Annotated in this window: 24 protein-coding genes and 1 pseudogene; 15 read left to right on the forward strand and 10 right to left on the reverse strand. The window is 63.4% G+C overall.

Annotation, left to right across the window (positions count from 1 at the left end; genetic code table 11):
* Positions 1 to 27: 27 nt before the first annotated feature.
* Positions 28 to 432, reverse strand: coding sequence for an RNA polymerase-binding protein DksA (gene dksA, locus RHM60_RS16240; RefSeq protein WP_322212213.1), 405 nt, complete (start codon positions 430 to 432; stop codon positions 28 to 30).
* A gap of 125 nt (positions 433 to 557) precedes the next feature.
* On the opposite strand from dksA, the gene RHM60_RS16245 reads away from it, so the two are divergent.
* Positions 558 to 926, forward strand: a complete 369-nt coding sequence (locus tag RHM60_RS16245; RefSeq protein WP_209986605.1) for a glutamine synthetase — start codon at positions 558 to 560, stop codon at positions 924 to 926.
* Here the strand turns inward: RHM60_RS16245 and RHM60_RS16250 are convergent.
* Positions 923 to 2134 (reverse strand): N-acetylmuramoyl-L-alanine amidase, encoded by a 1212-nt coding sequence (locus RHM60_RS16250; RefSeq protein ID WP_209986608.1) that lies wholly within the window; start codon positions 2132 to 2134, stop codon positions 923 to 925. The genes RHM60_RS16245 and RHM60_RS16250 overlap by 4 nt on opposite strands.
* A gap of 128 nt (positions 2135 to 2262) precedes the next feature.
* Here RHM60_RS16250 and folE2 point away from each other — a divergent pair, with 128 nt between their 5' ends.
* From folE2 to RHM60_RS16280, 6 genes and pseudogenes are all read left to right on the forward strand, one after another.
* A complete protein-coding gene (gene folE2 / locus RHM60_RS16255) occupies positions 2263 to 3153 on the forward strand; it encodes a GTP cyclohydrolase FolE2 (protein WP_322212214.1) in 891 nt (296 codons plus the stop codon).
* Entirely contained in the window at positions 3150 to 3818 is a 669-nt protein-coding gene (locus tag RHM60_RS16260) for a metal ABC transporter ATP-binding protein (protein WP_322212215.1), read from the forward strand. Before folE2 ends, RHM60_RS16260 begins: the two co-directional genes overlap by 4 nt.
* Entirely contained in the window at positions 3818 to 4684 is an 867-nt protein-coding gene (locus tag RHM60_RS16265; RefSeq protein WP_003231793.1) for a metal ABC transporter permease, read from the forward strand. The genes RHM60_RS16260 and RHM60_RS16265 overlap by 1 nt, the downstream gene beginning before the upstream one ends.
* A gap of 11 nt (positions 4685 to 4695) precedes the next feature.
* Entirely contained in the window at positions 4696 to 5574 is an 879-nt protein-coding gene (locus RHM60_RS16270; RefSeq protein WP_231422257.1) for a metal ABC transporter substrate-binding protein, read from the forward strand.
* On the forward strand, positions 5571 to 6131 hold the full coding sequence (locus RHM60_RS16275) for a DapH/DapD/GlmU-related protein (RefSeq protein WP_003231797.1): 561 nt from the start codon (positions 5571 to 5573) through the stop codon (positions 6129 to 6131). Before RHM60_RS16270 ends, RHM60_RS16275 begins: the two co-directional genes overlap by 4 nt.
* Before the next feature lie 3 nt (positions 6132 to 6134).
* Positions 6135 to 6611: pseudogene (locus tag RHM60_RS16280) on the forward strand (dihydroorotase); the annotation flags it as partial.
* Positions 6612 to 6755: 144 nt separating this feature from the next.
* Here the strand turns inward: RHM60_RS16280 and RHM60_RS16285 are convergent.
* On the reverse strand, positions 6756 to 7277 hold the full coding sequence (locus tag RHM60_RS16285) for a DUF3617 domain-containing protein (RefSeq protein WP_015373352.1): 522 nt from the start codon (positions 7275 to 7277) through the stop codon (positions 6756 to 6758).
* A gap of 135 nt (positions 7278 to 7412) precedes the next feature.
* Here RHM60_RS16285 and cls point away from each other — a divergent pair, with 135 nt between their 5' ends.
* On the forward strand, positions 7413 to 8852 hold the full coding sequence (gene cls, locus RHM60_RS16290; protein ID WP_231422255.1) for a cardiolipin synthase: 1440 nt from the start codon (positions 7413 to 7415) through the stop codon (positions 8850 to 8852).
* Between the two features lie 338 nt (positions 8853 to 9190).
* Complete coding sequence (locus RHM60_RS16295; RefSeq protein ID WP_231422254.1) at positions 9191 to 9613, forward strand: hypothetical protein; 423 nt, start codon at positions 9191 to 9193, stop codon at positions 9611 to 9613.
* Here the strand turns inward: RHM60_RS16295 and cfaB are convergent.
* The 5 genes from cfaB to RHM60_RS16320 form a co-directional block, all read right to left on the reverse strand.
* Positions 9601 to 10788: a C17 cyclopropane fatty acid synthase CfaB gene (cfaB, locus tag RHM60_RS16300; RefSeq protein WP_209986631.1), complete on the reverse strand. Its 1188-nt coding sequence runs from the start codon at positions 10786 to 10788 to the stop codon at positions 9601 to 9603. The two genes, RHM60_RS16295 and cfaB, sit on opposite strands and share 13 nt — an antisense overlap.
* Before the next feature lie 64 nt (positions 10789 to 10852).
* Positions 10853 to 12760: a cation-translocating P-type ATPase gene (locus RHM60_RS16305; RefSeq protein ID WP_322212216.1), complete on the reverse strand. Its 1908-nt coding sequence runs from the start codon at positions 12758 to 12760 to the stop codon at positions 10853 to 10855.
* Positions 12757 to 13791, reverse strand: a complete 1035-nt coding sequence (locus RHM60_RS16310) for a protease modulator HflK (protein ID WP_322212217.1) — start codon at positions 13789 to 13791, stop codon at positions 12757 to 12759. The genes RHM60_RS16305 and RHM60_RS16310 overlap by 4 nt, the downstream gene beginning before the upstream one ends.
* Positions 13788 to 14771: a protease modulator HflC gene (locus RHM60_RS16315; protein WP_322212218.1), complete on the reverse strand. Its 984-nt coding sequence runs from the start codon at positions 14769 to 14771 to the stop codon at positions 13788 to 13790. The genes RHM60_RS16310 and RHM60_RS16315 overlap by 4 nt, the downstream gene beginning before the upstream one ends.
* A 12-nt stretch (positions 14772 to 14783) precedes the next feature.
* Positions 14784 to 16688, reverse strand: a complete 1905-nt coding sequence (locus RHM60_RS16320) for a protease modulator HflK (protein ID WP_322212219.1) — start codon at positions 16686 to 16688, stop codon at positions 14784 to 14786.
* A gap of 304 nt (positions 16689 to 16992) precedes the next feature.
* Between RHM60_RS16320 and RHM60_RS16325 the strand changes: the two genes are divergently transcribed.
* Genes RHM60_RS16325 through RHM60_RS16350 form a run of 6 tightly spaced genes read left to right on the forward strand, consistent with a single transcriptional unit; the run spans position 16993 to position 22680 of the window.
* Entirely contained in the window at positions 16993 to 17616 is a 624-nt protein-coding gene (locus RHM60_RS16325; RefSeq protein ID WP_209986646.1) for a CDP-alcohol phosphatidyltransferase family protein, read from the forward strand.
* Positions 17617 to 17627: 11 nt separating this feature from the next.
* Positions 17628 to 19382, forward strand: coding sequence for a bifunctional alpha/beta hydrolase/class I SAM-dependent methyltransferase (locus RHM60_RS16330; protein WP_209986649.1), 1755 nt, complete (start codon positions 17628 to 17630; stop codon positions 19380 to 19382).
* A 2-nt stretch (positions 19383 to 19384) separates the two neighbouring features.
* The gene (locus RHM60_RS16335; protein WP_322212220.1) at positions 19385 to 20683 is read left to right on the forward strand and encodes a phosphatase PAP2/dual specificity phosphatase family protein; all 1299 of its coding nucleotides are present in this window, start codon (positions 19385 to 19387) and stop codon (positions 20681 to 20683) included.
* Entirely contained in the window at positions 20673 to 21116 is a 444-nt protein-coding gene (locus RHM60_RS16340) for a hypothetical protein (RefSeq protein ID WP_209986654.1), read from the forward strand. Before RHM60_RS16335 ends, RHM60_RS16340 begins: the two co-directional genes overlap by 11 nt.
* A gap of 9 nt (positions 21117 to 21125) precedes the next feature.
* Positions 21126 to 21746 (forward strand): lysophospholipid acyltransferase family protein, encoded by a 621-nt coding sequence (locus RHM60_RS16345; RefSeq protein WP_209986657.1) that lies wholly within the window; start codon positions 21126 to 21128, stop codon positions 21744 to 21746.
* 1 nt (position 21747) lies between these two features.
* Entirely contained in the window at positions 21748 to 22680 is a 933-nt protein-coding gene (locus tag RHM60_RS16350) for a phosphatidate cytidylyltransferase (protein ID WP_322212221.1), read from the forward strand.
* Positions 22681 to 22879: 199 nt separating this feature from the next.
* Here RHM60_RS16350 and glmS read toward each other — a convergent pair whose 3' ends face one another.
* Both glmS and RHM60_RS16360 read right to left on the reverse strand, forming a co-directional pair.
* On the reverse strand, positions 22880 to 24712 hold the full coding sequence (gene glmS / locus RHM60_RS16355; RefSeq protein WP_231422244.1) for a glutamine--fructose-6-phosphate transaminase (isomerizing): 1833 nt from the start codon (positions 24710 to 24712) through the stop codon (positions 22880 to 22882).
* A gap of 10 nt (positions 24713 to 24722) precedes the next feature.
* On the reverse strand, positions 24723 to 25490 hold the full coding sequence (locus RHM60_RS16360; RefSeq protein WP_057006247.1) for a DeoR/GlpR family DNA-binding transcription regulator: 768 nt from the start codon (positions 25488 to 25490) through the stop codon (positions 24723 to 24725).
* Positions 25491 to 25692 lie beyond the last annotated feature (202 nt).

Raw genomic sequence — 25692 nt, forward strand, 5'->3', positions numbered from 1 at the left:
CAGGTTTTCCTCATCAGGGTTGGCCGGTCAAACAGCCCGTTTATGGCGTTCGCGCAGCTCTTCACGTTCTTTGGCTTCGATACACAGGGTGGCGGTGGGGCGCAGCAGCAAGCGTTGCAGGCCGATCGGTTCACCGGTTTCCCGGCACCAGCCGTATTCGCCGCGCGCCAGCAACTCGAAGGCGTCGTCGATCTTGTCCAGCAGCTTCTTTTCCCGCTCCAGCAGGCGCAGTTGCCATTGGCGCTGTTCTTCGGCACTGCCCACATCGGCGGGGTCGCTGTTGGTTTCCTGCTCGCGCAGCACCAAAAGTTCGGCTTCGATGCGCACTTGCAACGCCTTGCGTTGGGCCATCAACAACGCACGGAAGAAGCTTTGCTGGGCTTCATTCATGTAATCGTCAGGCGATTGGGCCAGGAGTTCTTGTTCAGTCATGGGCAGCGGTTCACGCGTGGGGCTGGCTTTTAATGTTATAGTATAACAACTCAAATAAGCCAATCCCCTTGTCTGCGGCGACGAAGGGCGCAATGCTTGCCCACTGTTCACTCCCGAGAAACCTTATGAAATACCTGGTGTGCGCCCTGTTATTGGCAACGGCAGGACCGGCCTGTGCCGAGGTTCCGAACCTGCTGGCCAACTGCACGCGCAGCGCCACCCTGCTGGCCTGCGTCGATCCGCTGGGCAATGCCTACAGCGTGGCCACGGTGGGCAGCACCACGTATCTGCGCGGGTTCGAGGTGATCGGCAAACGTTACTGGGCACAGACCAACAGCCGTTACGGGCAACTGACGTTCTTTACCGGGCTGGCCTCCGATGGCGAGGCGTGGGTGGGCTACACGCGGCGCGTGGGCTGGACGACGATCAACCGGTTTTCCAGTTCAGGTGGGGCCAGCGCTAAATTCACCTGCAGCCGGATAACCGGCTGCTAGACCTGGCCGTTCTTCTGTTCCTGGGCCCACGCCATGTAGCTGTTCATGGGCGGGTTCTTCTGGAAATATTTTTTCAGGCCCTCGAACAACCCATCCGCCACCGCCTGTTGATGACGCGCCGTGACCAGCCGCGCACTGTCCCGTGCGTTGGAGATGAACCCGGTTTCCACCAGGATCGATGGCACGTCAGGTGACTTGAGCACCGCAAATCCTGCCTGTTCCACGCGCTTTTGATGCAGGCTGGTAATACCCTCCAGGCTGCCCAGGATCGAGTGGCCCAGTTGCAGGCTGGACGCGATGGTGGCGTTCATCGACATGTCGAGAATCACCCCGGCCAGCATCGGGTCCTTGTCCTTGAGGTTCAGCAGGCTGGTGGCGCCCAGCAGGTCGGCACCGTTTTCCCGCTGCGCCATGAACCGCGCGGTGGCGGACGTGGCGCCGCCTTCGGACAACGCATACACCGAGGCGCCCGACGCGGTGATACGCGGCGCCGCATCCGCATGCACCGAGATGAACATGTCGGCATTGTGTTTGTGCGCAATCTCCACGCGCTTGCGCAGGGGCACGAAGAAGTCGTCGTTGCGCACCAGCTTCACGTCAAAGCCCTTCTCGCGCTTCAAGCGTTTGGCCAGCAGTTGGGCAATCGACAACACCACGTCTTTTTCGCGCTGGCCCTTGGAGCCCACGGCGCCCGGGTCCTTGCCGCCATGGCCGGGGTCGACCACCACAATGATGTCGCGCCGGGGGTGGGTTTTATCCACAGGCGCCACCCACGGCGCGGGTTCGGCGGCGATCTGCCGCGGTGCATGGGTAATGCCGCTGAGGTCCAGCACCAGGCGATGGCCCTGGCCGTCCTGAGGCGGTAACAGGAAGCTGTTGAGCTGCATCGGTGAGGCCAGGTCCAACACGATCCGTGTGTCGTTGGTGCCGAAGTGCCCCGAGCGAATCGAGGTAATCCCGCTGTTCTTCAGCATCAGCTGAGAGAAATCACCCGTCAGACCGGCGCCGCTCAAGTCGATGATCACGCGCTCCGGGGCAGTCAGGGAAAAGGTCTTGTATTGCACCGGCCCGCTGAGATCGAACACCAGCCGCAGCTTGTCTGCCGAGCGCCACAAGCGGGCGTTGCGAATCTGCGTGGCGTGGGCCGCGAACGGCAGGGTAAATAACGGGCTGACCAGGAGCAGGTTGAGGAGCTGACGTCTGTGCATGACCTATACCGCAAATAAAGGAGCGTCCCTGCTCGACATGACTGAGCAAAACCTGGAGCAGAAAATTAATCGTCGACCTTGTCGTTATACTATAACATGTCTAAATATTTCCAACGACGGACCTGCTCATGAATGCGCTGACTCTGCCGGATATTGCCGCGCAGGCTTCACGCCAGGCCATGCCACTGGACTGGGTGGGCATGTGCGGCATCGCCCTGCCCATCCTGTTCGACGGCCAACGTCTGCCTGCCACCGCCGACGCCGGCGTGAGCCTGGATGACGGCGCCGCCCGTGGCATTCACATGTCACGCCTGTACCTGGCGCTGGAGCTGCTCGACCAGCAAACCCTCACGCCTGCACTTCTGCGCAATGTACTGCAGCGCTTTCTCGACAGTCATGAAGATTTATCTAAGAACGCCTACCTGCGCATCCACACCGATTTGCTGCTCAAACGCCCGGCCCTGGTCAGCCCTCTGGCAGGCTGGAAAAGCTATCCGGTGAGCATCGAAGCGCGTCTGGAAAATCAGATGTTCCACGTGGAACTAAAAATTGACGTGAGTTACTCCTCAACCTGCCCTTGCTCCGCTGCCCTCGCCAGGCAGTTGATTCAACGACAGTTTCTTGATGACTTCGGTGACAAGCCGCTGCAGCACGAAGCCGTAATGACCTGGCTCGGCAGCGCCAATGGCATCGTTGCCACGCCCCACAGCCAACGCAGCAGTGCGCAACTGCATGTCGAACTGCAAGGCGAGCACCTGCCATTGGTCGACCTGATCAACGGCGCCGAAGCCGCCCTTGGCACCGCCGTACAAACCGCCGTAAAGCGTGCAGACGAACAAGCCTTCGCCCTGGCCAATGGGCAGAACCTGATGTTCTGCGAAGACGCCGCCCGCCGCCTGAACCTCGCCTTGAAACGCTCGGACGCCGTCAAAGCCTTCCACCTCAAAGTGATCCACGCCGAAAGCCTGCACGCGCACGATGCCGTGGCCGAAAGCCGCTGGACGAGAAACCCTGCATGATCACCTGCACTGCCCTGCGCTGGGGCGCCCCCGGCCAACCGCTCACACCCGCCATCGATTTCACCCTGGAAAAAGGCAGCCTCACCGGCGTCATAGGCCCCAATGGCTGCGGCAAGAGCAGCCTGCTCAAAGTCATCGCCGGCTTGCAGAAACCGCTGGCCGGGAAAGTCGTCGTGGAAGTGCCACGCCGTGGCGGCCTGGCGTTCCTGCCCCAGCAGCAACAGCTCGACCGCCAGTTCCCGATCAACCTGCAGGAACTGGTCGCCGCCGGTTTCTGGGGCGCGCGGCTTTCTGCTGCGCAGCGCAGCGAACGCCTGCAAGCGGTGCTCGAAGACTGGTGCCTCAGCGGCCTGGAGCTGCGCCCGTTGATGGCGTTGTCCGGCGGCCAATTGCAACGTGCCCTGCTTGCCCGCATGAGCCTGGCCGACTCGCCCGTGCTGCTGCTCGACGAGCCCCACGCCGCCCTCGACGAAGAAGGCCAGGCGCTGTGCTGGAATCACATTCACGCCTGGCATGCCGAAGGTCGCACGGTGGTGGTCGTTTGCCACGACCTGGCCTCGGTGCGTCATCACACCCAGAAGGTGCTGCAGATCAAAAGCAACGGCTGCGTGTTCGGCTCGAGCAAAGAGCTGATTCGCGCGCAACCTCAGATGCAGGTGGCCTGATGCATTTTGCCGCTCACCTGTGGATGCCGTTTCTCGATTTTGTGTTCATGCGTCGCGCCCTCATCGGCGGCCTGGTACTGGCCTGCAGCACTGCGCCGCTGGGGGTGTTCCTGATCCTGCGGCGTATGAGCCTGATCGGTGACGCCGTCGCCCACGGCATCCTGCCCGGCGCGGCACTGGGCTTCTGGTTCGCCGGGCTGAGCCTGCCCGCGCTGACCATCGGCGGTCTCGGCGCAGGCCTGAGCATGGCCGGCCTGTCGGCGTGGATCACCCGTCGCACCGGCCTGCGCGAAGACGCCAGCCTGGCCGCCATCTACCCCATCTCCCTCGCCGCCGGCGTGCTGATCCTCGGCATCGCCGGCAAACGCCTGGACCTGCTGCACCTGTTGTTCGGCTCCGCCCTGGCGGTGGACGAAACCACCCTCACCGGCATGCTCTGGGTCTCCAGCTTCAGCCTGCTCGCCATGGCACTGATCTACAAACCGCTGCTGCTGGACACGCTGGATCCGCTGTTCCTGCAAACCGTCAGCCGCCTGGGGCCCCTGGCCCACGGCTTATTCCTGACCCTGGTGGTGCTGAACCTGGTGATCGGCTTCCAGGCCATCGGCGCATTGATGGTGGTGGGCCTGATGATGCTGCCGGCCATCGCCTCACGTTTCTGGAGCAGGCGCCTGCCGGTGTTGATCGCAATATCGGCGGTGCTGGGATGCCTGTCGGTATGGCTTGGCTTGTTGCTGTCGTTTTACTACTCGCTGCCCAGCGGCCCGGCCATCGTGCTGGTGGCTGGCGGCGGGTATCTGCTGTCCGTGGTCTTTGGTCCGGTGCACGGCCTGCTGCGCCGCCCGCCCTTGCTTACATCCCAATGAGGTGTTTCCCGATGCGCGCTCTACTCGTGCTGTTCAGCCTGCTGCTGCCGCTGTCGATGGCCCATGCCGCCGACAAACTCCAGGTGGTCACCAGCTTCAGTATTCTCGATGACATCACCCACCAGATCGGTGGCGATCACATCCAGATCAGCAACATGGTCGGCCCCGACGCCGACGCCCACACCTACGAACCCACGCCGGATGATGCCAAGGCGCTGCTCAAGGCCAAACTGATCATCAAGAACGGCCTGGGCTTCGAGCCGTGGCTGGACCGCCTGATCACCAGCACCGAAACCAAGGCCACGGTGGTCACCGCCAGCAAAGGCGTGATTTCCCACACCATGGACGAAGACGGCGAAACCATTCCCGACCCGCACGCCTGGCACAACCTGGCCAATGCCGAAATCTACGTGAACAACATCACCAAGGCCCTGATCGCTGCCGACCCGGCCAACCAGGCCGACTACCAGCGCAACAGCCAGGCCTACCTGAAAGAAATCTACCGCCTGCTGGCTGAAGCCAAGGCCAAGTTCGGCGCACTGCCTGCGGGTAACCGCCGCATCGTCACCTCCCATGACGCCTTTGGTTACCTGGGCCAGGCCTACGGTATTCAGTTCCTCGCGCCCCAGGGCTTGTCCACCGAGCGTGAACCGTCCGCCGCCGAAGTGGCTGCGCTGATCACGCAGATCCGCAAAGACAAGGTCAAGGCCGTGTTCATGGAAAACATCAAGGATTCGCGCCTGCTCAAGCAGATCGCTGACGAAAGCGGTGCGCAGATCGGCGGCACGCTGTACTCAGACGCCTTGGCCGCCGAAGGCCCTGCCAGCACCTTCACCGGGTTGTTCGAATACAACCTCAACACGCTTTGTGCAGCGTTGAGCAAACCATGATCCGTAAAAATCCCTCGGGCGACCTGCCGGTCATTGCCGAATCGGCCTACGTCGACAAGACCGCAATCATCTGCGGCAAAGTCATCATCGGCGAGAACGTGTTCGTCGGCCCCTACGCCGTGATCCGCGCCGACGAAGTCGACGCCAGCGGCGCCATGGACCCCATCACCATTGGCGCCAACTCCAACATCCAGGACGGCGTGGTCATCCACTCCAAATCCGGTGCGGCGGTGACCATCGGCGAGTTCACGTCCATCGCGCACCGCTCCATCGTGCACGGCCCCTGCACGGTGGGTGACCGCGTGTTTATCGGCTTCAACAGCGTGCTGTTCAATTGCGTCGTCGGCGACGGCTGCGTGGTGCGCCACAACTCGGTGGTCGACGGTCGCGATTTGCCCGACGCGTTCTACGTACCCTCCACCACCCGCATCGGACCGAATACCGACCTGTCGCAATTCCCGCCGGTGAGTGTCAGCGCCTCGGAGTTTTCCGAAGACGTGGCCCGTACCAACGTCGACCTGGTGCGAGGTTATAAAGCCCTGCAAAACGAGTTCTGAACCATGACCCGCCTGTTGATCCGCAACGCCCGCCTGGTGAACGAAGGCCAGGCATTCGACGCCGATGTATGGGTCGCCAATGGCCGCATCGAGAAAATCGCCAGCAGCATCGAGGATTGTAAGGCGCCCCTGGCGATTGACGCTCAGGGTCAATGGCTGCTGCCGGGCATGATTGACGATCAGGTGCACTTTCGTGAACCTGGCGCGCCGGAAAAAGGCAGCTTCTACAGCGAATCAAGGGCAGCGGTGGCCGGTGGCATCACCAGCTTCATGGACATGCCCAATACCCGTCCGGCCACGCTGACCCTCGAAGCGCTGGCCGACAAGAAACGCCGCGCCGGCCTGCATTCGGTGGCCAACTATGGTTTTCACTTTGGCGTCAGCAACGACAACCTCGACACCGTGGCGGCTCTGGACCCGCGCGAAGTGGCCGGGGTCAAGGTGTTCATGGGCGCGTCCACCGGCAATATGCTGGTGGACGCCATTCGCCGAGCGCCGCTTTCGCCACAGCGTCAGCACCACCCTGGTCTCCGGTCACCTGGCGTGGCACAACGGCCAGGTGGTCGAGAGCTGCCAGGGTTTACCGCTGCACTTCCTGAGGTAGGCTGAGGTAGGCGCAGCCGGTTATGCGCGAGGCTTGACGGTGCCGCAGTCATTGCCCAGCCATTGGGCGTGGCTGTCCAGGCTGCCTTTTTGCTGGATGCCGGTGGCATTGAAGGTGCCGTTGACCGTGGTGGTGAAGGCCTTCTGGCTCTGGAAGGTCGCCACGCCAGTGCCTTGAGCTTTCGGGCAACTGAAGCGGAATTTCCACTGGTTGCCGGTCTTCTCGGTGATTTGCTGCTTGCAACCCGATTGTGGGTCGGTCAGCGGGATGGAGTCGGTCGCCACCTGGGCGGGCGTGAGGCACACCTGCACGCCTTTACCGGCCATGGTAATGCCCTGCTTTTCGAGCATGGCGCGCTGTTCGGGGGTCATCTGTTGCTTGAGCTGACCGAGGATCAGCGACAGGTCCGGCAGGTCCTGGTTATCGACCTTCATATTGCTGGTGGTCAATTCCCACAAGCCCGGCGCCAGCATTTGCGCCTGTGCCGCCACCGGCAGCGCCAAACCAACAACCATGGACAAACACAGCAGACGAGCCTTCATCGGGTAACTCCTGGGTAATTGTGGGCGTTAGACGCCGCGGACGTGACAGTGTTGCACGGCAAATAAAATAGCGACATTCGTGGCCGAACATGGTCTGTTACGCACTGCACTGGATTGTCTGGAGTATCGCCGTTCATGGATTTTTTTGGCCCGCACCTGCTCGCCTACTTCATCGCCACGCTGCATTTTTTCGGGACACTCGCCGCGATCCACGCGGTGCTGACGGTGCGCACCGCTCAAGGCTCGATCGCCTGGGCGCTGTCGCTGATGTTCATGCCGTACCTCACGCTTGTCCCCTACCTGATCTTTGGCCGCAGCACGTTCGATGCGTACATCCAGGCGCGTCGCCAGGCCAACCAGGAAATGCACACCGCCATCAATGAGCTGAACTGGCGCCCGTGGGTCGAGGAGGCCCTGGCCGCGCGCAATTCCGCCGCCTACACCTCCCTGCGTGCCATGCCCAAACTGGGACGCATGCCGTGCCTGGCCAATAACCAGGTGCGCCTGCTGATCAACGGCGAGGCTACCTTCAGCGCGATTTTCGACGCCATTCGCGGCGCAAAATCCGCCGTGCTGTTCCAGTTCTTCATCATTCACGACGATGCGCTGGGCCGCCAGTTGCACGCCCTGCTCAAGGCGAAGGCCGCCGAAGGGGTCGATATCCATGTGCTCTATGACCGCATCGGCAGCCACGCCCTGCCCCACCGCTACGTCCAGTCGCTGCGTGACGCCGGAGTGAAGGTCAAGGCGTTCGCCACTCGCAGCGGCTGGCTCAATCGCTTCCAGGTCAACTTCCGTAACCACCGCAAAATCGTGGTAGTGGATGGCGTTACCGGGTTTGTGGGCGGGCATAACGTGGGTGATGAATACCTCGGCAAAAAGCCGCCGCTGGCGCCCTGGCGCGATACTCACGTGCAGGTTGTCGGCCCGGTGGTAGCGTGCCTGCAGGAGTCATTCGCCGAAGACTGGTTCTGGGCCGCGCGGGAGTTGCCACCCCTGATCCTGCCGGACACCTACCCCGAAGACGGCGTGCTCTGCCAACTGCTCGCCAGTGGCCCGGCAGACCCGTATGAAACCTGCTCGCTGTTCTTCGTCGAAGCCATCCATGCCGCCACCGAACGGGTCTGGATCACCACCCCGTATTTCATCCCCGACGAAGCCGTGTTCGCTGCGCTGCGCCTGGCGGTACTGCGCGGCGTCGATGTGCGCATCCTGCTGCCATCGCGCCCCGACCATCGCATCGTGTATGCCGCGTCCAGCCTGTACGCCATCGAAGCGGTGCGCGCCGGCGTGCGGGTGTTTCGCTACACGCCCGGTTTTCTGCACCAGAAAGTGGTGCTGGTGGACGGCGAAATCAGCGCCATCGGCAGCGCGAACATGGACAACCGTTCTTTCCGGCTGAATTTCGAGGTGATGTTGCTCACGGTTGACGAGGCCTTCGCCAAACAGGTGGAGCAGATGCTGCTGGAAGATTTCGCCCAGGCCCATGAGATGAGCCTGGCGGAAAGCCGCGAGACCCGGCGCCTGCAGCAACTGGGCATGCGGATCGCGCGGCTTATTTCACCGATTCTCTAACCGCCAACCCAACGTCCTGTGGGAGGGGGCCTGAAATGTCAGGCAACCACACCCTGTGGCAAGCGGGCTGTCGTGGCGAGCGGGCTTGTTGTGGCGAGCGGGCTTGCCCCGCGTTGGGGTGCGAAGCGCCCCCAATCAAGCAAAACGCGGTGTACCTGATACGGCTCAGCGCCTGGCTTTGGGGCTGCTGCGCAGCCCAACGCAGGACAAGCCTGCTCGCCACAGGGAATCTGCGCTTAACTGAACGGCATTAGGGCAAGCCCGCTCGCCACAATAGGCACGCTCACCACAGAGGCGGTTTAGAATCAGGCCGTCTCCCTCGATAAGGAACGCAGACCATGCAAGACAACGCTGTCACGATCCCTGTGGAACTGGGTGCGCCCACTTACAAAATCGATTTGCTCTACGCCGTGCTCTACGAAGCCAAACCGTTCACGGACGCAGTGCTGCTTCTCTACGATAACGGCGTGTACAAAATACTCTCGCCTGGCGAAAACCATTACGGCGTCTACGTCACAAAGGGGCACGTGGACGGCGGCACCTGGGAGATGACCTTCATCTCGCTGCCCCATGCCGACTGGTACGACAACGTCGCGCTGCACACGCTCACCTTCGACAAACCCGCGATGACGTTCGGGCAGCAAGCCTACCTGCCTTCAGACCCGAACATTCCCAAGCAGCACGGCACCTTTCAGATACACCCGAATGACATCGTCGACCCACGCGATATCTCGTGGGACGACCTGCCTCATCCTCGATAAATATCGTCACGCGTCCACGGCAGTTCATGGCTGCCGTCCGCATGGGGCTTGAGCGCAAGAATCTGATGCAGATTGATCCAACCCCGTGCAAACGCGTATGCGCATCCGGCCAGGTACAAGCGCCAGATGCGCAGCGCCTGCTCCGGCACCATCCGCGCCGCCGCTTCCAGGTTGTCTTCCAGGCGTTCGCTCCAGTGGTCCAGGGTGCGCGCGTAGTGCAGACGCAGGCTTTCGACGTCGACCACTTCCAGCCCAGCGTCACTGATCTCGGCGGTCATCATCGCCAAATGCGGCAGCTCACCGTTGGGGAACACATAACGCCCGATAAACTCACCGGCGCCACGCCCCACCGGGCGACCGTCGGTGTGCTTGGCGGTGATGCCATGGTTCATCACCAGGCCACCTTCGCGCACCGCGCCAAACAGCGTCTTGCAGTATTGCGTGAGGTTGGCATGGCCGACGTGTTCGAACATGCCCACGCTCACCACCTTGTCAAAACGCCCGTCCTGGGGCAGGTCGCGGTAATCGAGCAGTTGCAGGTCGACCTGGTCCTCCAGTCCTTCGGCTTTCACCCGCTCACGCGCCAGGGCCAATTGCGCCTTGCTCAGGGTGATGCCCAACACGTTCACCCCGAACTCACGCGCGGCATACCGTGCCAGTCCGCCCCAGCCGCACCCTACGTCCAGCAGGTATTCGCCGGGCTGCAAGCGCAACTTGCGGCACAGGTGGCGAAATTTGTCCTGCTGGGCCTGGTCGATGGATTCGCTACCGGTTTCGAAATAGCCGCAGGAGTACGCCATGTCCTGATCCAGCCACAGCTGGTAGAACTCATTGGAGAGGTCGTAATGGTAGGAAATGGCCGCCGCATCGGTGGCCTTGTCGTGGATCGAGCGCACCGGGCGAGTGTCTTCGTCATCGTCGATCAGGGCGTGACTCAGCTCGTCACACACCCGGATGACGTCGGTGATGGAGCCTTCCAGCTCGAGCTTGCCCTCGACGAACGCTTCGCCCAGCGAGTCGAGCGTGGGGTGGGTCAGCTGTGTGACGACAGTGGGGTCCTTCACCACAATGGTCACACTGGGCTCGGGGCCCAGGTTGAATTCATGGCCATCCCAGAGTCGCAGACGCAGCGGGAGCTGAAGATTCTGTAAGGCCGGTGGAAGTTGCGCGAGCATGAGTAGTCCCCCCTTGTTCAGAAGTCCGAATTGAGGGTAGACCATCCGCAGACAAAGTAGGAGGCTATCTATCTGCCAACGGACTACCGGCAACCTCTTCGAGCTTCAACAGTGGCTCCTGAAAACGCAGCAAACGCCCGGCGTTGCCCAGCACCAGCAAGGTGCTGAGGTTATGCAGCACCGCCGCAATCATGGCGCCTGCAGCGCCCAGCCAGCCAAACGCGGCGAACACCACAATGGCAAGCGTCCAGCCCAGACCGATGATCACGTTGACCTGCAACGTGCGCCGGCATTGGCGACTCAGCCGCACGCAGGTGCCGAGGCGACGCAGGTCGCTGCCGATCAGCACCACGTCCGCCGAGGCCAGGGCGATATCCGCGCCCCCCGCGCCCATCGCCACGCCGACCACACCCGCCTTGAGCGCCAGCGAGTCGTTGATGCCGTCGCCCACCACCATCGGCCGAAAGCCGCTGCCGATTTCGCCCAGCACACGGTTGAGCTTGTCTTCCGGCAGGGCCTGGGCTTGCACGTCGCTGATGCCCACCTGCGCCGCCAGGCTGTCGGCCACGCTCTGGCGGTCGCCGGTGAGCAGCAATTGCCGGCCCAGGCCCAGCTCGCGCAGTTCCTGCAGGGCCTGGCGCGCTTCCGGCTTGACGCTGTCGGCCAGCAGCAGCCAGGCCAGGAACCGCCCGTTCAGCGCCAGCCCGGCAATCGGGCCATCGTGACGGGGAACCGGCGTGGTCACGATGCCCAACTGCTCGAACAATTCCGGCCGCCCCAGCGCGGCTTCGCCCTCCCCGGTCTGTGCAACCACACCGAGGCCCTGACGCTCGCGAATATCGGTCAGCGCCGGCAACTGCGTGCCCAGCCCCGCCAACGCACGGCTGACCGGGTGACTGCTGGCCGACCCGAGGCTGGCCGCCAGGTTGAGCACCGCCGCGCGGTCCGTAGATGCACCCTCGATGGACTGCAACCGCAGGGTGCCAAAGGTCAGCGTGCCGGTCTTGTCGACCACCAATGAGGTGAGATCGGCCAATTCCTCCAGAAACGCCGAGCTGCGAATCAGAATGCCATGGCGCGCCGCCACCGCAATGCCGGCAATCGCCGTGGCCGGCGCCGACAGCACCAGGGCGCAGGGGCACGCCGCCACCAGCACCGCGAGCATCGCCTGGGCGTCGTTGGTCACAAACCAGGTCACGGCCGCCAGCAACAGCACCAGCACCATATAGCTGCCGGCGTAACGCTCCAGCAACCGAGTGATCGGCGGCTTGGCGCGCTCGGCGTTCTGCATCAGGGCGATGACTTTGCCCAGGGTCGACTCATCGCCGGTGCGCGTTACTTCCAGGCGCAGCAGGCCGTCGAGGTTGATCGCACCGCCAAACACCTGCACCCCGGCCGAAGCCTCCAGGGGCACCGACTCGCCGGTAATCGGCGCCGTGTCCAGGCTGGCCTGGCCCGACAGCACCACGCCATCGGCAGGCACGCGGTCGCCGGCGCGCACTTCAACGATATCGCCGGTATTGAGCGTGCCGTTATCCACTTCCACGATGCTGCCATCGGCCTGCACCCGGCGCGCCTGGCTGCGGGTGAGCTTGCCCAGGGCATGAATCGCCTCCTGGGAGCCGATCACGCTGCGCTCTTCCAGCACATGCCCGAAAATCATGATGATCGGCAGCAGCGCGGCGGTCAGCAGATCGCCCGTGGCCCAGGCGCCGAGCATGGCCAGGGCGATCAATTGGTCAGTGATGCCGTGCAGGCTGGGGAAGCGCAGGCTGTACCAGGCCGAACGCATCACCGGCACAGCCACCAGCAGCGAGGCCACGCCCAGCAGCAGTTGGCTGACACCGCTCTGGTCGGGGGCCAGCCAGCGCCAGACCAGACCCAATATCAGCAAGCCCAAAGCCAGCATCGCCAGGGTCAATTGCCGTGCGGCGCTGCGCTGCTCGGCGGACGTCAGCATGGAATCGCTCATTTCTCGGCGCCCTGAATGATCAAGCGGGAGTCGTCCCTGGTATCGACCGTGGTCACGGAACCGGCCTGGCCGAGGATCTTCGGCAAGCGTTCGCGATACAGGCGCAGCATCAACCCAGGGTCTTTGACCTGGGCCAGGCTGGCGACGGTGGCGGTTTGCGCCTGGGCGCTGGCCAGACGTTCGCTGGCCTGGGCGTGGGCGACCTGCACCACGCGGTCGGCCTGCTGGTTGGCGGCCTGGGTCAGTTTTTCCGCGTCGGTGCGCGCATTGGCCACGGCCTTGTCAGCTTGCTGGCTGGCGGTGAGTACCGCGTTGAAGGCGTTTACCGCCGGGCCCGGCAGGCTGGACTGCACGTCGACACGGGTCACTTCGATGCCCAGGCCCAGGCCGCTGGCGGCCAACTCGGCCAAGCGCTTGTTGATGCCTTGGACCAGGTCACCGCGCAGCCGCTCGCGGCGTTCGGCGGCGCCGTTATCGCTGCCGATCAGTTCCGGGCGCGCCACCAGGATGGTGTCCAGGTCGCGCGCGGCGGTCAGGGCCACGGCGCTGCGCGTCACCAGCCGATCCAGCGCGGGCAGCACATGATCGCCCTGCAACACGAACGCATAGGGTTCGCTGACCTTGTAGAACACTCGCACATCCAGCTGCACCACGCCGGCATCGCCGGTCAACAGATAGCCGGAGCCGGCCAGGGCGTCACTCAAGGGCGTGGCAAAACTGGCCACGCGGTCGGCCTGCAGCGCCGCATCCGAACGCAGCAGGTTGTCCACCCGGCGCTCGATCACGCGGTCGGCGGCCGGCAGCAGCACCACCTGCTCGAAGGGTTGCGGCCACGCCAACAACAGGCCGGCGTTCTGAATGCGGTCCAGGGCGCCGAAGTGCAGCACCACGGCGCGGTTCTGCGGGTCGATCTGGCGCACATTGGAAAATGCCCAGGCCAATGCCGCCAACACCGTCACCGCGTACAGCGCAAAAAAGGTCAGGCGCCCGGCCTGGACCCATGGGCCGTCCGGGCCGTCACGCTCGCTCATGGCTGGACGTCTCTGGGCCCATCGACCAGCGCACGAAACGGCGCCGCGTCGGTGCGCAGGATGATTTTGGTGCCCGGTGTCACCACCGTGCCCAAGGTATCCAGCGAGCGCAGCAGGTTGTACAGCTGGGGATTGCCGGCATAGGCGCGGCCGTAGATCTGTGCGGCTTCAACCCGCGATTGCGCTTCGATGTCAGCGGCTTTCACCGTGGCATCGGCCTGCATGATGCGTGCGTCGCGCTCGGCCGCCGAGCGAATCTGCGCGGCCTCGCGCTTGCCCACGGCGGTACGCTCGGTGGCGATGGTTTCGCGTTCGGCGCGCATGCGGTCGACGGTGGCGGTGAGGGTCACCGAGGGCAACGTCAGCCGTTCGATGCCGACTTGCGCCACGCGCACGCCATAGGTGGTAAGCAATTGTTGATCGATCTGCTGGCGCAACTGCGCCTCGAATTCGGCAATACGCACCTGGCCGGCGTCGGTGTTGATCAAGCTGGACAGGTCAAAACTGGCGGCCGTGGTTTCCAGCGCCGAGCCGACAAAGGTGCGAATCTGCCGCGCCGCTTCATCGGGCTGGTTCTGCACCGCGCGCATGAAGCGCTGCACGTTGTCGGCATCGCCCTGCACCTGCCACGCCACGTAGGCCTGCACGATAATGCGCAGGCCATCGCGGGTGCCCACGTCCTGCAGGCCGCTGGAGGTGGTGCGCAAGCGCAGGTCCACCGGAATGGCTGCCTCGAACGGCGTCGGCCAGCGCCAACCAAGGCCCGGCGCCAGCAGCACCCGCGACGGGTTGCCGAAGCGGGTGATCACCGTGGCCTCGCCGGAGCGCACCTGCACCAGGCTCGCCGCCGCCACGGCAAACAGCACCAGCAGCGCGGCCCAGGCCATGCGCCGCCACGGAAACGGGCCCGCCGCCTGCTCATCGCCGTGATGAGGGTGGTGGTGATGGCCGTGATGATGATCGTGAGAATGAGCGCCCAACAGACAGACTCCTTATTGAACGGCTTTACGCGGCGCCACTGGATCGGCCGGCAAGGTAAAAGAACGCAGATCGATCGTCGGAGCGCCGTTGGCACCCAGGCGGTGATCCAGAATCAGCAGGTTGGCGTGGGCCAGGCCCTGGCTGAGTTGGCCGAGGTACTGTTCCAGCACGAAGGCCCGGCCAGCGCTGGCGTAGGCTTTTTGTTCGGCGTCAAAGCGCAGGTTTGCGGCCTGGGCGCCGGCATTCACTTCGCGGGCGCTGGCCACGGCCTGGTCATGGGCGGTGCTGGCTTGCAACAAGGCCTGGTTGGTTTGTTCGCTGGCGGCGCCGCGCTCGCGGGCGATCAGGGCCTGGGCGCCAATCTGCGCGGCCTGCACGCCGTGATAGGCGTTAGCCGCACCGGCCGGCGGGTGGATGGCTTCCACCACCGTGGCAAGAATCTCTACGCCGCTGTCGAGTTTCTGCAGGTCGGCCTGCACGCTGCGGCCGATCTCGTCGGCCAGCCGCGTGCGTTGTTCGCCGAGCAGTTCGTCAAGGGTGCGCGAGGCGAAGTCGTGCACCAGGATGCGGCTGGCGGTGCTGCGAATCAGGGTCGGTACGTCGGCGCTGTTGTAGGTGGCGGCCAGTGCGGCCTGATCGCCGAGGCCGATGCGGTAGACGAAACGCACATCCATATTGACGATCTGGAAGCCTTGCTTGTCGCCGCTGCTGCTGGCAATGACCTGGGATTTGTCATTCACATGGCTGGCGTCCCACAGACGGTTGGCGATGGCTGGCGGTGGGCCTTCAGCCGGCGCCGGTTCGGGTGGGCCGGCTTGGCTGACGCTGGTGGCCAGCTCGTGCACCACGCCGTTTTCCACGTTGATGACACGGCCCAACGGCCATGGCAGCCCGCTATGCAGACCGGGCCCGAACACCTGCACCGGCTTGCCGAAGCGCTCGTAAATCCCACGACCTTGCAGGGGCACTTCATGCACGCCGGTCAGCACCCAGCCTACGGCCAACACCACCAACAGCACCGGCAAAAATGCCCGGCGCATGTAGGTGAACGCCCATATCTGACGCAGGTCGATGCCGTAGCGGTTGTGCAGTTCGTGCTGCAAGGCGAGCAAGGGCTGGGGTGGCCAGCGCAGCAGGTCAGCAATGAAGCTTTGCGCCATCAGGCGCGGTTCGAGGCGCGGCTGGCGCGGGCTGAACAGTGACAGCACGCCCCTGATCAAAAACTCCAGTGCCACCAGCGCGGGCAATACGCCCATCAGCACGGCCAGGCGCACCGGCCACACCGATTCGGCGCTCGCAAACAGCAGGCAGATCGAGCTCACCAGCAAACAACCGATGGCCAAGCGGCACAACTGGGCCAGGGATGAAGCCTCAGGCCATTGCGTGTCGCTTTCCTGAGCCAGGCGACGTTCGAACACCAGCAAGCCAAACGCCAGGGCCAACCCCAGCGCAGCACCGATGCTGGCGGACTGGCCAATAGCAGCCGCAGGCAGGGCCAGGTTCCAGAATTCGATGATGCTGATCAGCGCCAGCAACGCCCAACCGCACAGCCACAAGACCGGTGTGCCGATCTGCGCGATAAAGCGCTCCATCAAGCGCGCGTAGCGGCCCGTTTCTTCAGCCGGCACGTCAACCGGCGGTGCTTCCAGTGCCTGGGCGCGCCAGTCGGCCACCCACCACGCCGACTGCAAGCCGGCCACCAGCAGCAGCAAGGCCGAGGCGCAATTGATCAACACCACCGGCCAGATCGACAGCGGCGCAAACAGCGCGACAAACAACGCCAACACCCAACCACTGACACCCACGGCGGTGAGGCTGATACCGGCTAGCCTCAATCGACGGGCATGGAACAGCCCTTGCTGAAAACGCGGCAGGCTTTCAGCCCGCGCGCCGTCAGCTTCCAGATCCACTTGCATCCACTCAACGCCCGATAACACACAGTTCGTTACGATATAACACGGGGCGTGAAATATTTGTTTGTTTAACACCGAAAAATCAATGTGGGAGGGGGCTTGCTCCCGATAGCGGTGGGTCAGTCGGTACATGTACTCATTGATCCACCGCTATCGGGAGCAAGCCCCCTCCCACAGTTAGCGTTATCGCACTCACAATTGCACTAACCCCCTATAAACAGGAGACATCACTGGTAGGGGCTACAAATAATCGGCACACTCCAGCACAGCTTTTCACGGGTTCACGGACAAGGAAGCGTCATCTCCCATGATTTCGATCTATCAGCTCAAGCCACGCTTTCAGAACCTGCTGCGCCCGCTGGTGCAGCGCCTCTACGACAATGGCACCACCGCCAACCAGATCACCGTGCTGGCCGGGGTGATTTCCCTGTTGGTAGGCCTGCTGATTGGCGGGTTCGCCCAGCACCTGTGGCTGTTTGCGCTGATCCCGTTGTGGATGATCGTGCGCATGGCCCTCAACGCCATCGACGGCATGCTCGCCCGCGAATTCGGCCAGCAATCGCGCCTGGGCGCCTACCTCAATGAACTGTGCGACGTGATCGCCGACAGCGCGCTGATCCTGCCGTTTGCACTGATCCCCGAGGTGAGCCTGGCGCCAGTGCTGCTGGTGACGCTGCTCGCGGTGTTCAGCGAATACGCAGGGGTGTTGGGGCCGATGGTCGGTGCCTCGCGGCGCTATGACGGGCCGATGGGCAAGAGCGATCGCGCCTTCGTCCTCGGCGTGCTGGCCACGGGCGTGGCGCTGGGCTGGCTGGGCGCTGCCTGGGTGAGCGCGGTGATGTGGCTGGTCGCCGCCCTGCTCGCCTATACCCTGGTCAACCGGGTGCGCCAGGGCCTCAAGGAACACTCCGCCACTTCACCGATTGCATAAGGATTTTTGCGATGCGCGAACAGCAGGCACAGACATTCAGTACCCATGATGGCGTCGAGCTTTTCTATCGGCACTGGCCGGCCACCGCTGCAACGGATGGCGAACCGCGCAAGGCGATCCTGCTGTTTCATCGCGGCCATGAGCATTCCGGGCGTATCGCCCATCTGGTGGATGAACTGGACCTGCCCGGTTTCGACTTCTTCGCCTGGGACGCCCGTGGCCACGGCCAATCACCCGGCGCACGCGGTGACAGCCCGAGCTTCGCCACCAGCGCCCGCGACGTGCAGACCTTCTGCGAACATATCGAAGCCACGTTTGGCATCGAGGCGCAAAACCTTGCGGTGATCGCCCAAAGCGTCGGCGCGGTGATTGCGGCCACCTGGGTGCACGACTATGCCCCCAACATCCGCGCCCTGGTGCTGGCCTCCCCGGCGTTCAAGGTCAAGCTGTACGTGCCTTTCGCCCGCCCGGGCCTGGCCTTGATGCGCCGGTTTCGCGGCAACTTTTTCGTCAACAGTTACGTCAAGGCCAGGTTTCTCAGCCATGACCCCGAGCGGGTGGCGTCCTACGACAGCGACCCGCTGATCACCAAGGCCATTTCGGTGAATGTGCTGCTGGGCCTGTACGAAGCGGCCGACCGCGTTGTCGCCGATGCCCAGGCGATCCAGGTGCCGACCCAACTGCTGGTGTCCGGTTCCGACTTCGTGGTGCACCGCAAGCCTCAGCAGCAGTTCTTCGACCGCCTGGGCAGCCTGAAAAAAGAGCTGCATATTCTCCCCGGATTCTTTCACGACACCCTTGGCGAACGTGATCGCGCGGTGGCGCTGAGCAGCGCCAGGCGTTTTATCCTGCAGAACTTCAGCCACCCGCTGGACCGCGCCTCGCTGCTGGACGCCGACAGGCTGGGCGCCACCTGCGCCGAATCCGAATCTCTGGCCGCGCCGCTGCCGCGCAATTCCCTGCGCGACCTTTACTGGCGCATGACCCGCGCCAGCATGGGCCTGGGCCAACGCCTGTCGGCCGGCGTGAAGCTGGGTTTCGATACCGGTTTCGACTCCGGCAGCACCCTGGACTACGTCTACCGCAACACGCCCACCGGCAAGGGCGGTGTGGGACGGATGATCGACACCAACTACCTCAACTCCATCGGCTGGCGCGGCATTCGCCAGCGCAAAGTGAACGTCGAGGAATTGCTGCGCCTGGCCATGGCCAGATTGCGCGATGAGCAGCGCGAAGTGCGCATCGTCGACATCGCCGCCGGCCATGGCCGTTACATTCTCGAAGCCCTGCAGGGCGTCTCACCGTTGCCGGAATCGATCCTGCTGCGTGACTACAGCGACATCAATGTGCGTGACGGTGGCGCGCTGATTCGCGAGAAAGGCCTGGGGGATATCGCGCAGTTCGTCAAAGGCGACGCGTTTGACCGGGCCGACCTGGCAGCGCTTGCGCCCAGGCCGACCCTGGCGGTGGTGTCCGGGCTGTATGAATTGTTCGCCGATAACGGCAGGGTCGGTGATTCGCTGGCCGGCTTGGCCGAGGCGGTGGAGCCCGGTGGTTACCTGGTGTACACCGGTCAGCCGTGGCACCCGCAGCTGGAACTGATCGCCCGCGCGCTCACCAGCCATCGCCAGGGCCAGGCCTGGGTGATGCGCCGTCGCAGTCAGGCGGAAATGGATCAGCTGGTGGCAGCGGCAGGCTTTCGCAAGATCACCCAACGTGTGGATGAATGGGGCATTTTCACCGTGTCCCTGGCGCAGAAGCTCTGAACATGCGCGAACCCGGTTTATTCAAGCCAGCGCTGTTATGGCTGCTGCTGTTGGCACCGCTGTTCTTCAGCACCTACGGCTTCGCCACCTGGGTCACGGCTCAGCGCAGCGACGTGGGCACGCTGGTGTTCGGCTGGGAAACCCACATGCCGTTCTGGGCCTGGACCATCGTGCCCTACTGGTCCATCGACCTGCTTTACGGGTTCTCGCTGCTGCTGCCCAACACCCGCCATGAACTCAAGCAGCACGCGCTGCGCCTGCTGACTGCGCAGGCGATCGCCGTGAGCTGCTTTCTGATCTGGCCGCTGCGGTTTACCTTCGAACGGCCCGCGCTGGATGGCGTGTTCGGCTGGCTGTTCGCGGTGCTGGCAGGGTTCGACAAACCGTTCAACCAGGCGCCGTCGCTGCACATCGCGTTACTGGTGATTCTGTGGCTCATGTTCCAGCGTCACACCCAGGGCATGTGGCGTTGGCTGGTGCATGGCTGGTTCGCCTTGATCGGTATTTCGGTGCTGACCACTTATCAACATCACTTTATTGACTTACCCACAGGCGCCCTCGCGGGATGGCTGTGTGTGTGGCTATGGCCTGTGGAGCATCCGAGTCCCCTGTTGCATAGTCGACTGGCGCGCGATCCCAAGCGTTGGTGGTTGGGTATGCGTTATGCCGTAGGGGCCCTCGTGCTGTTCAGCCTGGCGCTGCTGTTGGGCGGTTGGTGGCTGTGGCTGGCGTGGCCCGCAGTGTCGCTGGCGTTGGTCACGTTGAATTACTGCGTGCTTGGCGCAGAGGGTTTTCAGAAGCGCGCGGATGGCCGGTTAACACCCGCCGCACGCTGGCTGTACGCGCCGTATCTGGCCGGAGCCTGGATCAATTCACGGCTGTGGACGCGCAGGCATCCACAGGCCGATCTGATTGTGGATAACGTCTGGCTGGGCCGAATTCCCACGGCCGCTGAGCAAGGCTCGTTCAGTGCAGTGGTCGATCTGTGTGCAGAGTTGCCGATTAATCCACAGGGTCGAGCCTACCAGTGTATCCCCGTGCTGGACCTGATCGCCCCCACGCCCGCCGAATGCCGACACGCCGCCGAGGCCATCGAACGCCTGCGCGTCAGCGGACCCTTGCTGGTGTGTTGCGCGCTGGGCTATTCGCGCAGCGCCACCGCCGTCGCCGCCTGGCTGCTGCACAGCGGGCGCGCCGCCACGGTGGATCAGGCGCTGGCTATCATTCGTACAGCACGGCCCGAAGTGGTCCTGCACCCCGCTCACCGAGAAGCTTTGGAGGGTTTGCCCCATGCCCGCTGATATGGAACTCCAGGTCGTCGCCAGTCTGCTGCGACGTGGTCGCTCACTGGACCAGTTATCCACAGGCCTGACGCTGCTGGGCGTGCTGTTCGGGCTGGCGCAAGTGCTGATGGCGAGCATTTCGCCGATCTGCCTGCTGCTCAGCCTGTGGATGGTTATCTTCGGGCTGCTGCAAAAATACTGGGCACTGCGCGTGGCCTTCGATGCCGACCTGTTCGCCCTGCTGGCTCGGGATACCGGGCGCACCGCCGACCTCGACCAGGCCCTGCAAGCCCTTGGCCTGCAATCGGCCAGGCGCGCCGGACGGCCCTGGATCGAGCGCCGCCGGGGCGCGCTGAAACTGCTGCGTAAACAAGCCTGGCTGCTGGGCGCGCAAGCGCTGCTGACCCTGGGCGTCATCCTCGCCAGCCCCTGGCTGCCTTTCGCCGGATAAGGAATTCCCATGTTCGAACCCGTGGTCGCCACGCTGATTACGTCGATGGCCCGCACCGTCACCGGCGCCCGCAGTCTGTGGCTCGGTTGCGCGCCCGTGCCGGTGCAGCGCATCTACTTCGCCAACCACAGCAGCCACGGCGACTTCGTGCTGCTGTGGGCCTCGCTGCCGCAGAACCTGCGCAAATTCACGCGCCCGGTGGCGGGCAGCGACTACTGGAACAAAAGTGCACTGCGCCGCTACATCATCAACCGTGTGTTCAACGGTGTGCTGATCGACCGCGAGCGCAAGGACCCTGTGGATAACCCCCTGACGCCCATGCTCGCCGCGCTGCAAGGCGGCGACTCGCTGATCATCTTCCCGGAAGGTACGCGCAATCTTGAGGATGGCCTGCTGCCCTTCAAGAGTGGCCTGTATCACCTGGCAAAAAGTTACCCACAGGCCGAGTTGATTCCGGTGTGGATTGCCAACCTCAACCGGGTCATGCCCAAGGGCCGCGTCCTGCCGCTGCCCCTGCTGTGCACCACCAGCTTCGGCGCCCCGCTGCAACTGGAAGACGGCGAAGACAAGGCGCTGTTTCTTGCGCGCACCCGCGACGCCCTGCTGGCCCTTGCCCCGGAGCATGTCTGACATGGATAGCCAAACCCTGATGCTGTTCGGCGGAATCGGCGCGATCCTGGTGCTGGCCTCGCTGATCGGCCTGATCCTCAAGCTGCGCACCCGTGGCGCCCCGAATGCGGTAGTGGAAAACCTCAACGCGCGCATCAACGCGTGGTGGGTGATGGTGGTGGTGATCGGCATCGCCTTCTGGCTCGGCACCGCTGCCGTGATCCTGCTGTTCTACGCGGTGTCGTTCTACGCCCTGCGCGAATTTCTCACCCTCACCCCAACCCGGCGTAGCGACTACCCGGCGCTGGTGGCCGCGTTCTACCTGGCACTGCCGCTGCAATACGTACTGATCTACGCCGACTGGTACGGGCTGTTCTCGATCTTCATCCCGGTCTACGTGTTCCTGCTGCTGCCGATCCTCGCCTCCCTGGGCGGCGACAGCACCCACTTCCTGGAACGCGCATCCAAGGTGCAATGGGGACTGATGATCGCGGTGTTCTGCGTATCCTTCGTGCCCGCCCTGCTCACGTTGGATATTCCCGGCTACGAAGGCCGCAACCTGCTGTTGATCGCCTACCTGGTGATCGTGGTGCAACTGTCGGATGTGCTCCAGTACGTCTGTGGGAAATTGTTCGGCAAACACAAGATCGCGCCGAACCTCTCACCCTCGAAAACCGTGGAAGGCTTTGTTGGCGGGATCCTGCTGTCCTCGCTGATCGGCGCAGCACTGTGGTGGACCACGCCGTTCAACCCGTGGCAGTCGTTCCTGATTGCGCTGCTGATCAACCTGCTGGGCTTCGCTGGCGGGATAGTGATGTCGGCGATCAAGCGCGACCGGGGTGTAAAGGATTGGGGGCACATGATCGAAGGCCACGGCGGGATGCTGGATCGGCTGGATTCGGTGTGCTTTGCGGCGCCGATTTTCTTTCATCTGGTGCGCTACTGGTGGACCTGACCTCACCGTCTCCAACTCAAACGAAGATCAAAAAATGTGGGAGCGGGCTTGCTCGCTCCCACATTGGGTTGTGTGGTGCTTTCACGGTTTAAGCAAAGTGTAAAACCTGCGTTCCGGCCTACCTCATCCCTTTTTCATCCCGAATCCAGGCATCAGCTTCGAAGATGCACAGGTCTACGGCCTCCAGGCACGCGGCTTATTACTCCACCGTCACCGACTTGGCGAGGTTACGCGGCTGGTCAACGTCGGTGCCTTTAAGCACGGCCACGTAGTACGACAGCAACTGCAGCGGGATGGTGTAGAGGATCGGCGACAGGGTGTCGTGGATGTGCGGCATGTTGATGACGTGGGTGCCTTCGCCGTTGGTCATGCCGGCTTTTTCGTCGGCGAACACGATCAGTTGGCCGCCACGGGCACGTACTTCCTGCAGGTTGGATTTGAGCTTTTCCAGCAGTTCATTGTTCGGCGCGACGGTGACCACCGGCATGTCGTCATCCACCAGGGCCAGCGGGCCGTGCTTCAACTCGCCGGCTGGGTAGGCTTCGGCGTGGATGTAGGAGATTTCCTTGAGCTTGAGGGAGCCTTCCATCGCCACCGGGTATTGCGCGCCACGGCCGAGGAACAGGGTGTGGTTTTTGTCGGCAAACAGCTCGGCGACTTTTTCCACGGTGCTGTCCATCGCGAGGGCTTCGCCCAGGCGGGTCGGCAGGCGGCGCAGTTCTTCCACCAGCGTGGCTTCGACGCCTTCGGCAAGGGTGCCGCGCACCTGGCCCAGAGACAGGGTCAGCAGCAGCAGGCCGACCAGCTGCGTGGTGAACGCCTTGGTGGAGGCTACGCCGATTTCGCGACCGGCCTGGGTCAGCAGGGTGAGGTCGGATTCACGCACCAGGGAGCTGATGCTGACGTTGCAGATCGCCAGGCTGGCGAGGAAGCCCAGCTCTTTGGCATTGCGCAGGGCGGCCAGGGTGTCGGCAGTTTCGCCGGACTGGGAGATGGTCACGAACAGGGTGTCGGGCTGCACCACCACCTTGCGGTAGCGGAACTCGCTGGCGACTTCGACCTGGCACGGGATGCCGGCCAGCTCTTCCAGCCAGTAACGCGCAACCATGCCGGCGTGGTAGCTGGTACCGCAGGCGACGATCTGCACGTTGCGCACCTTGGCGAACAGCTCGGCGGCTTGCGGGCCGAAGGCGTTGACCAGCACCTGGTTCTGGCTGAGGCGACCTTCGAGGGTGCGTTGCACCACGGAAGGCTGCTCGTGGATTTCCTTGAGCATGAAGTGGCGGAATTCGCCCTTGTCGGCGGCTTCGGCGCCGTCGCGGTATTGCACGGCTTCGCGCTCGACAGAGTTGCCGTCCACGTCCCAGATCGCCACGCTTTCACGACGGATGTCGGCGATATCGCCTTCTTCCAGGTACATGAAGCGGTCGGTAACCTGACGCAGGGCCAGTTGGTCGGAGGCGAGGAAGTTCTCGCCCAGACCCAGGCCGATCACCAGCGGGCTGCCGCTACGGGCGGCGACCACGCGGTCGGGTTGGCTGGCGCTGATCACCGCCAGACCGTAGGCGCCATGCAGTTCCTTGACCGTGGCCTTGAGGGCGGTGGTCAGGTCGCTGTGGTCCTTGAGCTTATGGTTGAGCAGGTGGGCGATGACTTCGGTGTCGGTGTCCGAGGTGAACACGTAGCCCAGGCCCTTGAGCTGTTCGCGCAGTGCTTCGTGGTTCTCGATGATGCCGTTGTGCACCACAGCGAGGTCGCCGGAGAAATGCGGGTGGGCGTTGCGCTCGCACGGCGCGCCGTGAGTGGCCCAACGAGTGTGGGCGATGCCCAGACGGCCGACCAGCGGCTCACCGGCCAGGGCCTGATCCAATTCACTGACCTTGCCGGGCCGGCGCATGCGCTCCAGCTTGCCGCCGTTGGTGAAAACCGCCACACCGGCGCTGTCATAGCCGCGGTATTCGAGGCGCTTGAGGCCTTCGATGAGGATGGCGGTAACGTTACGTTCGGCGACGGCGCCTACAATTCCACACATGGTATGTCTCCTAGATGATTGCCGCGCATATCAGCGTGATGCCGCGGGCTTGTATCTGGTCGCGGGCCTCGAGCGGCAGGCGATCATCGGTGATCAGGGTATGGACGCTGCTCCAGGGCAGTTCCAGGTTGGGAATCTTGCGGCCGATCTTGTCGGACTCGACCATTACCACCACTTCCCGGGCGACCTCGGCCATTACCCGGCTCAGGCCCAGCAGCTCGTTGAAGGTGGTGGTGCCGCGCTCCAGATCAATGCCGTCGGCACCGATGAACAACTGGTCAAAGTCATAGGAGCGCAACACGTGCTCGGCGACCTGCCCCTGGAACGAGTCCGAGTGCGGGTCCCAGGTGCCACCGGTCATCAACAACACCGGCTCGTGTTCCAGTTCGCTCAAGGCGCGGGCGACGTGCAGGGAGTTGGTCATCACCACCAGACCCGGCTGGTGACCCAGCTCGGGGATCATCGCGGCAGTGGTGCTGCCGCTGTCGATGATGATGCGGGCGTGTTCGCGTAAACGCATTACGGCGGCACGCGCGATAGCGCGTTTGTGGGCCGAGATGGGTTGGGCTGCATCGCCGACCAGTTCCTGGGGCATGGTGATTGCGCCACCGTAACGGCGCAGCAGCAGGCCGTTACTTTCGAGGGCGGCGAGGTCCTTGCGGATGGTGACTTCCGAGGTTTCGAAACGCTTGGCCAACTCGTCCACGCTGACTTCGCCCTGCTCATTGAGCAAGGTGAGGATGTTGTGGCGACGTTGAGGGGTATTTCGTTTCGACATGGTAATTATAAGTTTCGTTTCGAAAGATAACGAAGGCAATCAAAACCTATTGGTGAAAGTTCGTCAAGTGCATTTTTGAATGCGACGACAAGACGATTGTGGGAGAGGGCTTGCTCCCGATAGCGCTGTTTCAGTCGATGCATCAGTGAGTGAATGACTGCTATCGGGAGCAAGCCCCCTCCCACATTGGGTTTCATGTTGC

It is taken from the genome of Pseudomonas sp. MH9.3, from assembly GCF_034354675.1.
Classification (GTDB): domain Bacteria; phylum Pseudomonadota; class Gammaproteobacteria; order Pseudomonadales; family Pseudomonadaceae; genus Aquipseudomonas.

Coding starts and splice junctions, on each gene's coding strand:
- RHM60_RS16360 (WP_057006247.1), bottom strand. CDS start 25,490: ATGTCGAAACGAAATACCCCTCAACGTCGCCACAACATCCTCACCTTG.
- RHM60_RS16350 (WP_322212221.1), top strand. CDS start 21,748: ATGGATAGCCAAACCCTGATGCTGTTCGGCGGAATCGGCGCGATCCTG.
- RHM60_RS16275 (WP_003231797.1), top strand. CDS start 5,571: ATGATCCGTAAAAATCCCTCGGGCGACCTGCCGGTCATTGCCGAATCG.
- RHM60_RS16260 (WP_322212215.1), top strand. CDS start 3,150: ATGATCACCTGCACTGCCCTGCGCTGGGGCGCCCCCGGCCAACCGCTC.
- RHM60_RS16325 (WP_209986646.1), top strand. CDS start 16,993: ATGATTTCGATCTATCAGCTCAAGCCACGCTTTCAGAACCTGCTGCGC.
- RHM60_RS16305 (WP_322212216.1), bottom strand. CDS start 12,760: ATGAGCGATTCCATGCTGACGTCCGCCGAGCAGCGCAGCGCCGCACGG.
- RHM60_RS16245 (WP_209986605.1), top strand. CDS start 558: ATGAAATACCTGGTGTGCGCCCTGTTATTGGCAACGGCAGGACCGGCC.
- RHM60_RS16310 (WP_322212217.1), bottom strand. CDS start 13,791: ATGAGCGAGCGTGACGGCCCGGACGGCCCATGGGTCCAGGCCGGGCGC.
- RHM60_RS16320 (WP_322212219.1), bottom strand. CDS start 16,688: ATGCAAGTGGATCTGGAAGCTGACGGCGCGCGGGCTGAAAGCCTGCCG.
- RHM60_RS16285 (WP_015373352.1), bottom strand. CDS start 7,277: ATGAAGGCTCGTCTGCTGTGTTTGTCCATGGTTGTTGGTTTGGCGCTG.
- cls (WP_231422255.1), top strand. CDS start 7,413: ATGGATTTTTTTGGCCCGCACCTGCTCGCCTACTTCATCGCCACGCTG.
- glmS (WP_231422244.1), bottom strand. CDS start 24,712: ATGTGTGGAATTGTAGGCGCCGTCGCCGAACGTAACGTTACCGCCATC.
- RHM60_RS16335 (WP_322212220.1), top strand. CDS start 19,385: ATGCGCGAACCCGGTTTATTCAAGCCAGCGCTGTTATGGCTGCTGCTG.
- RHM60_RS16270 (WP_231422257.1), top strand. CDS start 4,696: ATGCGCGCTCTACTCGTGCTGTTCAGCCTGCTGCTGCCGCTGTCGATG.
- cfaB (WP_209986631.1), bottom strand. CDS start 10,788: ATGCTCGCGCAACTTCCACCGGCCTTACAGAATCTTCAGCTCCCGCTG.
- RHM60_RS16295 (WP_231422254.1), top strand. CDS start 9,191: ATGCAAGACAACGCTGTCACGATCCCTGTGGAACTGGGTGCGCCCACT.
- RHM60_RS16345 (WP_209986657.1), top strand. CDS start 21,126: ATGTTCGAACCCGTGGTCGCCACGCTGATTACGTCGATGGCCCGCACC.
- folE2 (WP_322212214.1), top strand. CDS start 2,263: ATGAATGCGCTGACTCTGCCGGATATTGCCGCGCAGGCTTCACGCCAG.
- RHM60_RS16340 (WP_209986654.1), top strand. CDS start 20,673: ATGCCCGCTGATATGGAACTCCAGGTCGTCGCCAGTCTGCTGCGACGT.
- dksA (WP_322212213.1), bottom strand. CDS start 432: ATGACTGAACAAGAACTCCTGGCCCAATCGCCTGACGATTACATGAAT.
- RHM60_RS16330 (WP_209986649.1), top strand. CDS start 17,628: ATGCGCGAACAGCAGGCACAGACATTCAGTACCCATGATGGCGTCGAG.
- RHM60_RS16250 (WP_209986608.1), bottom strand. CDS start 2,134: ATGCACAGACGTCAGCTCCTCAACCTGCTCCTGGTCAGCCCGTTATTT.
- RHM60_RS16265 (WP_003231793.1), top strand. CDS start 3,818: ATGCATTTTGCCGCTCACCTGTGGATGCCGTTTCTCGATTTTGTGTTC.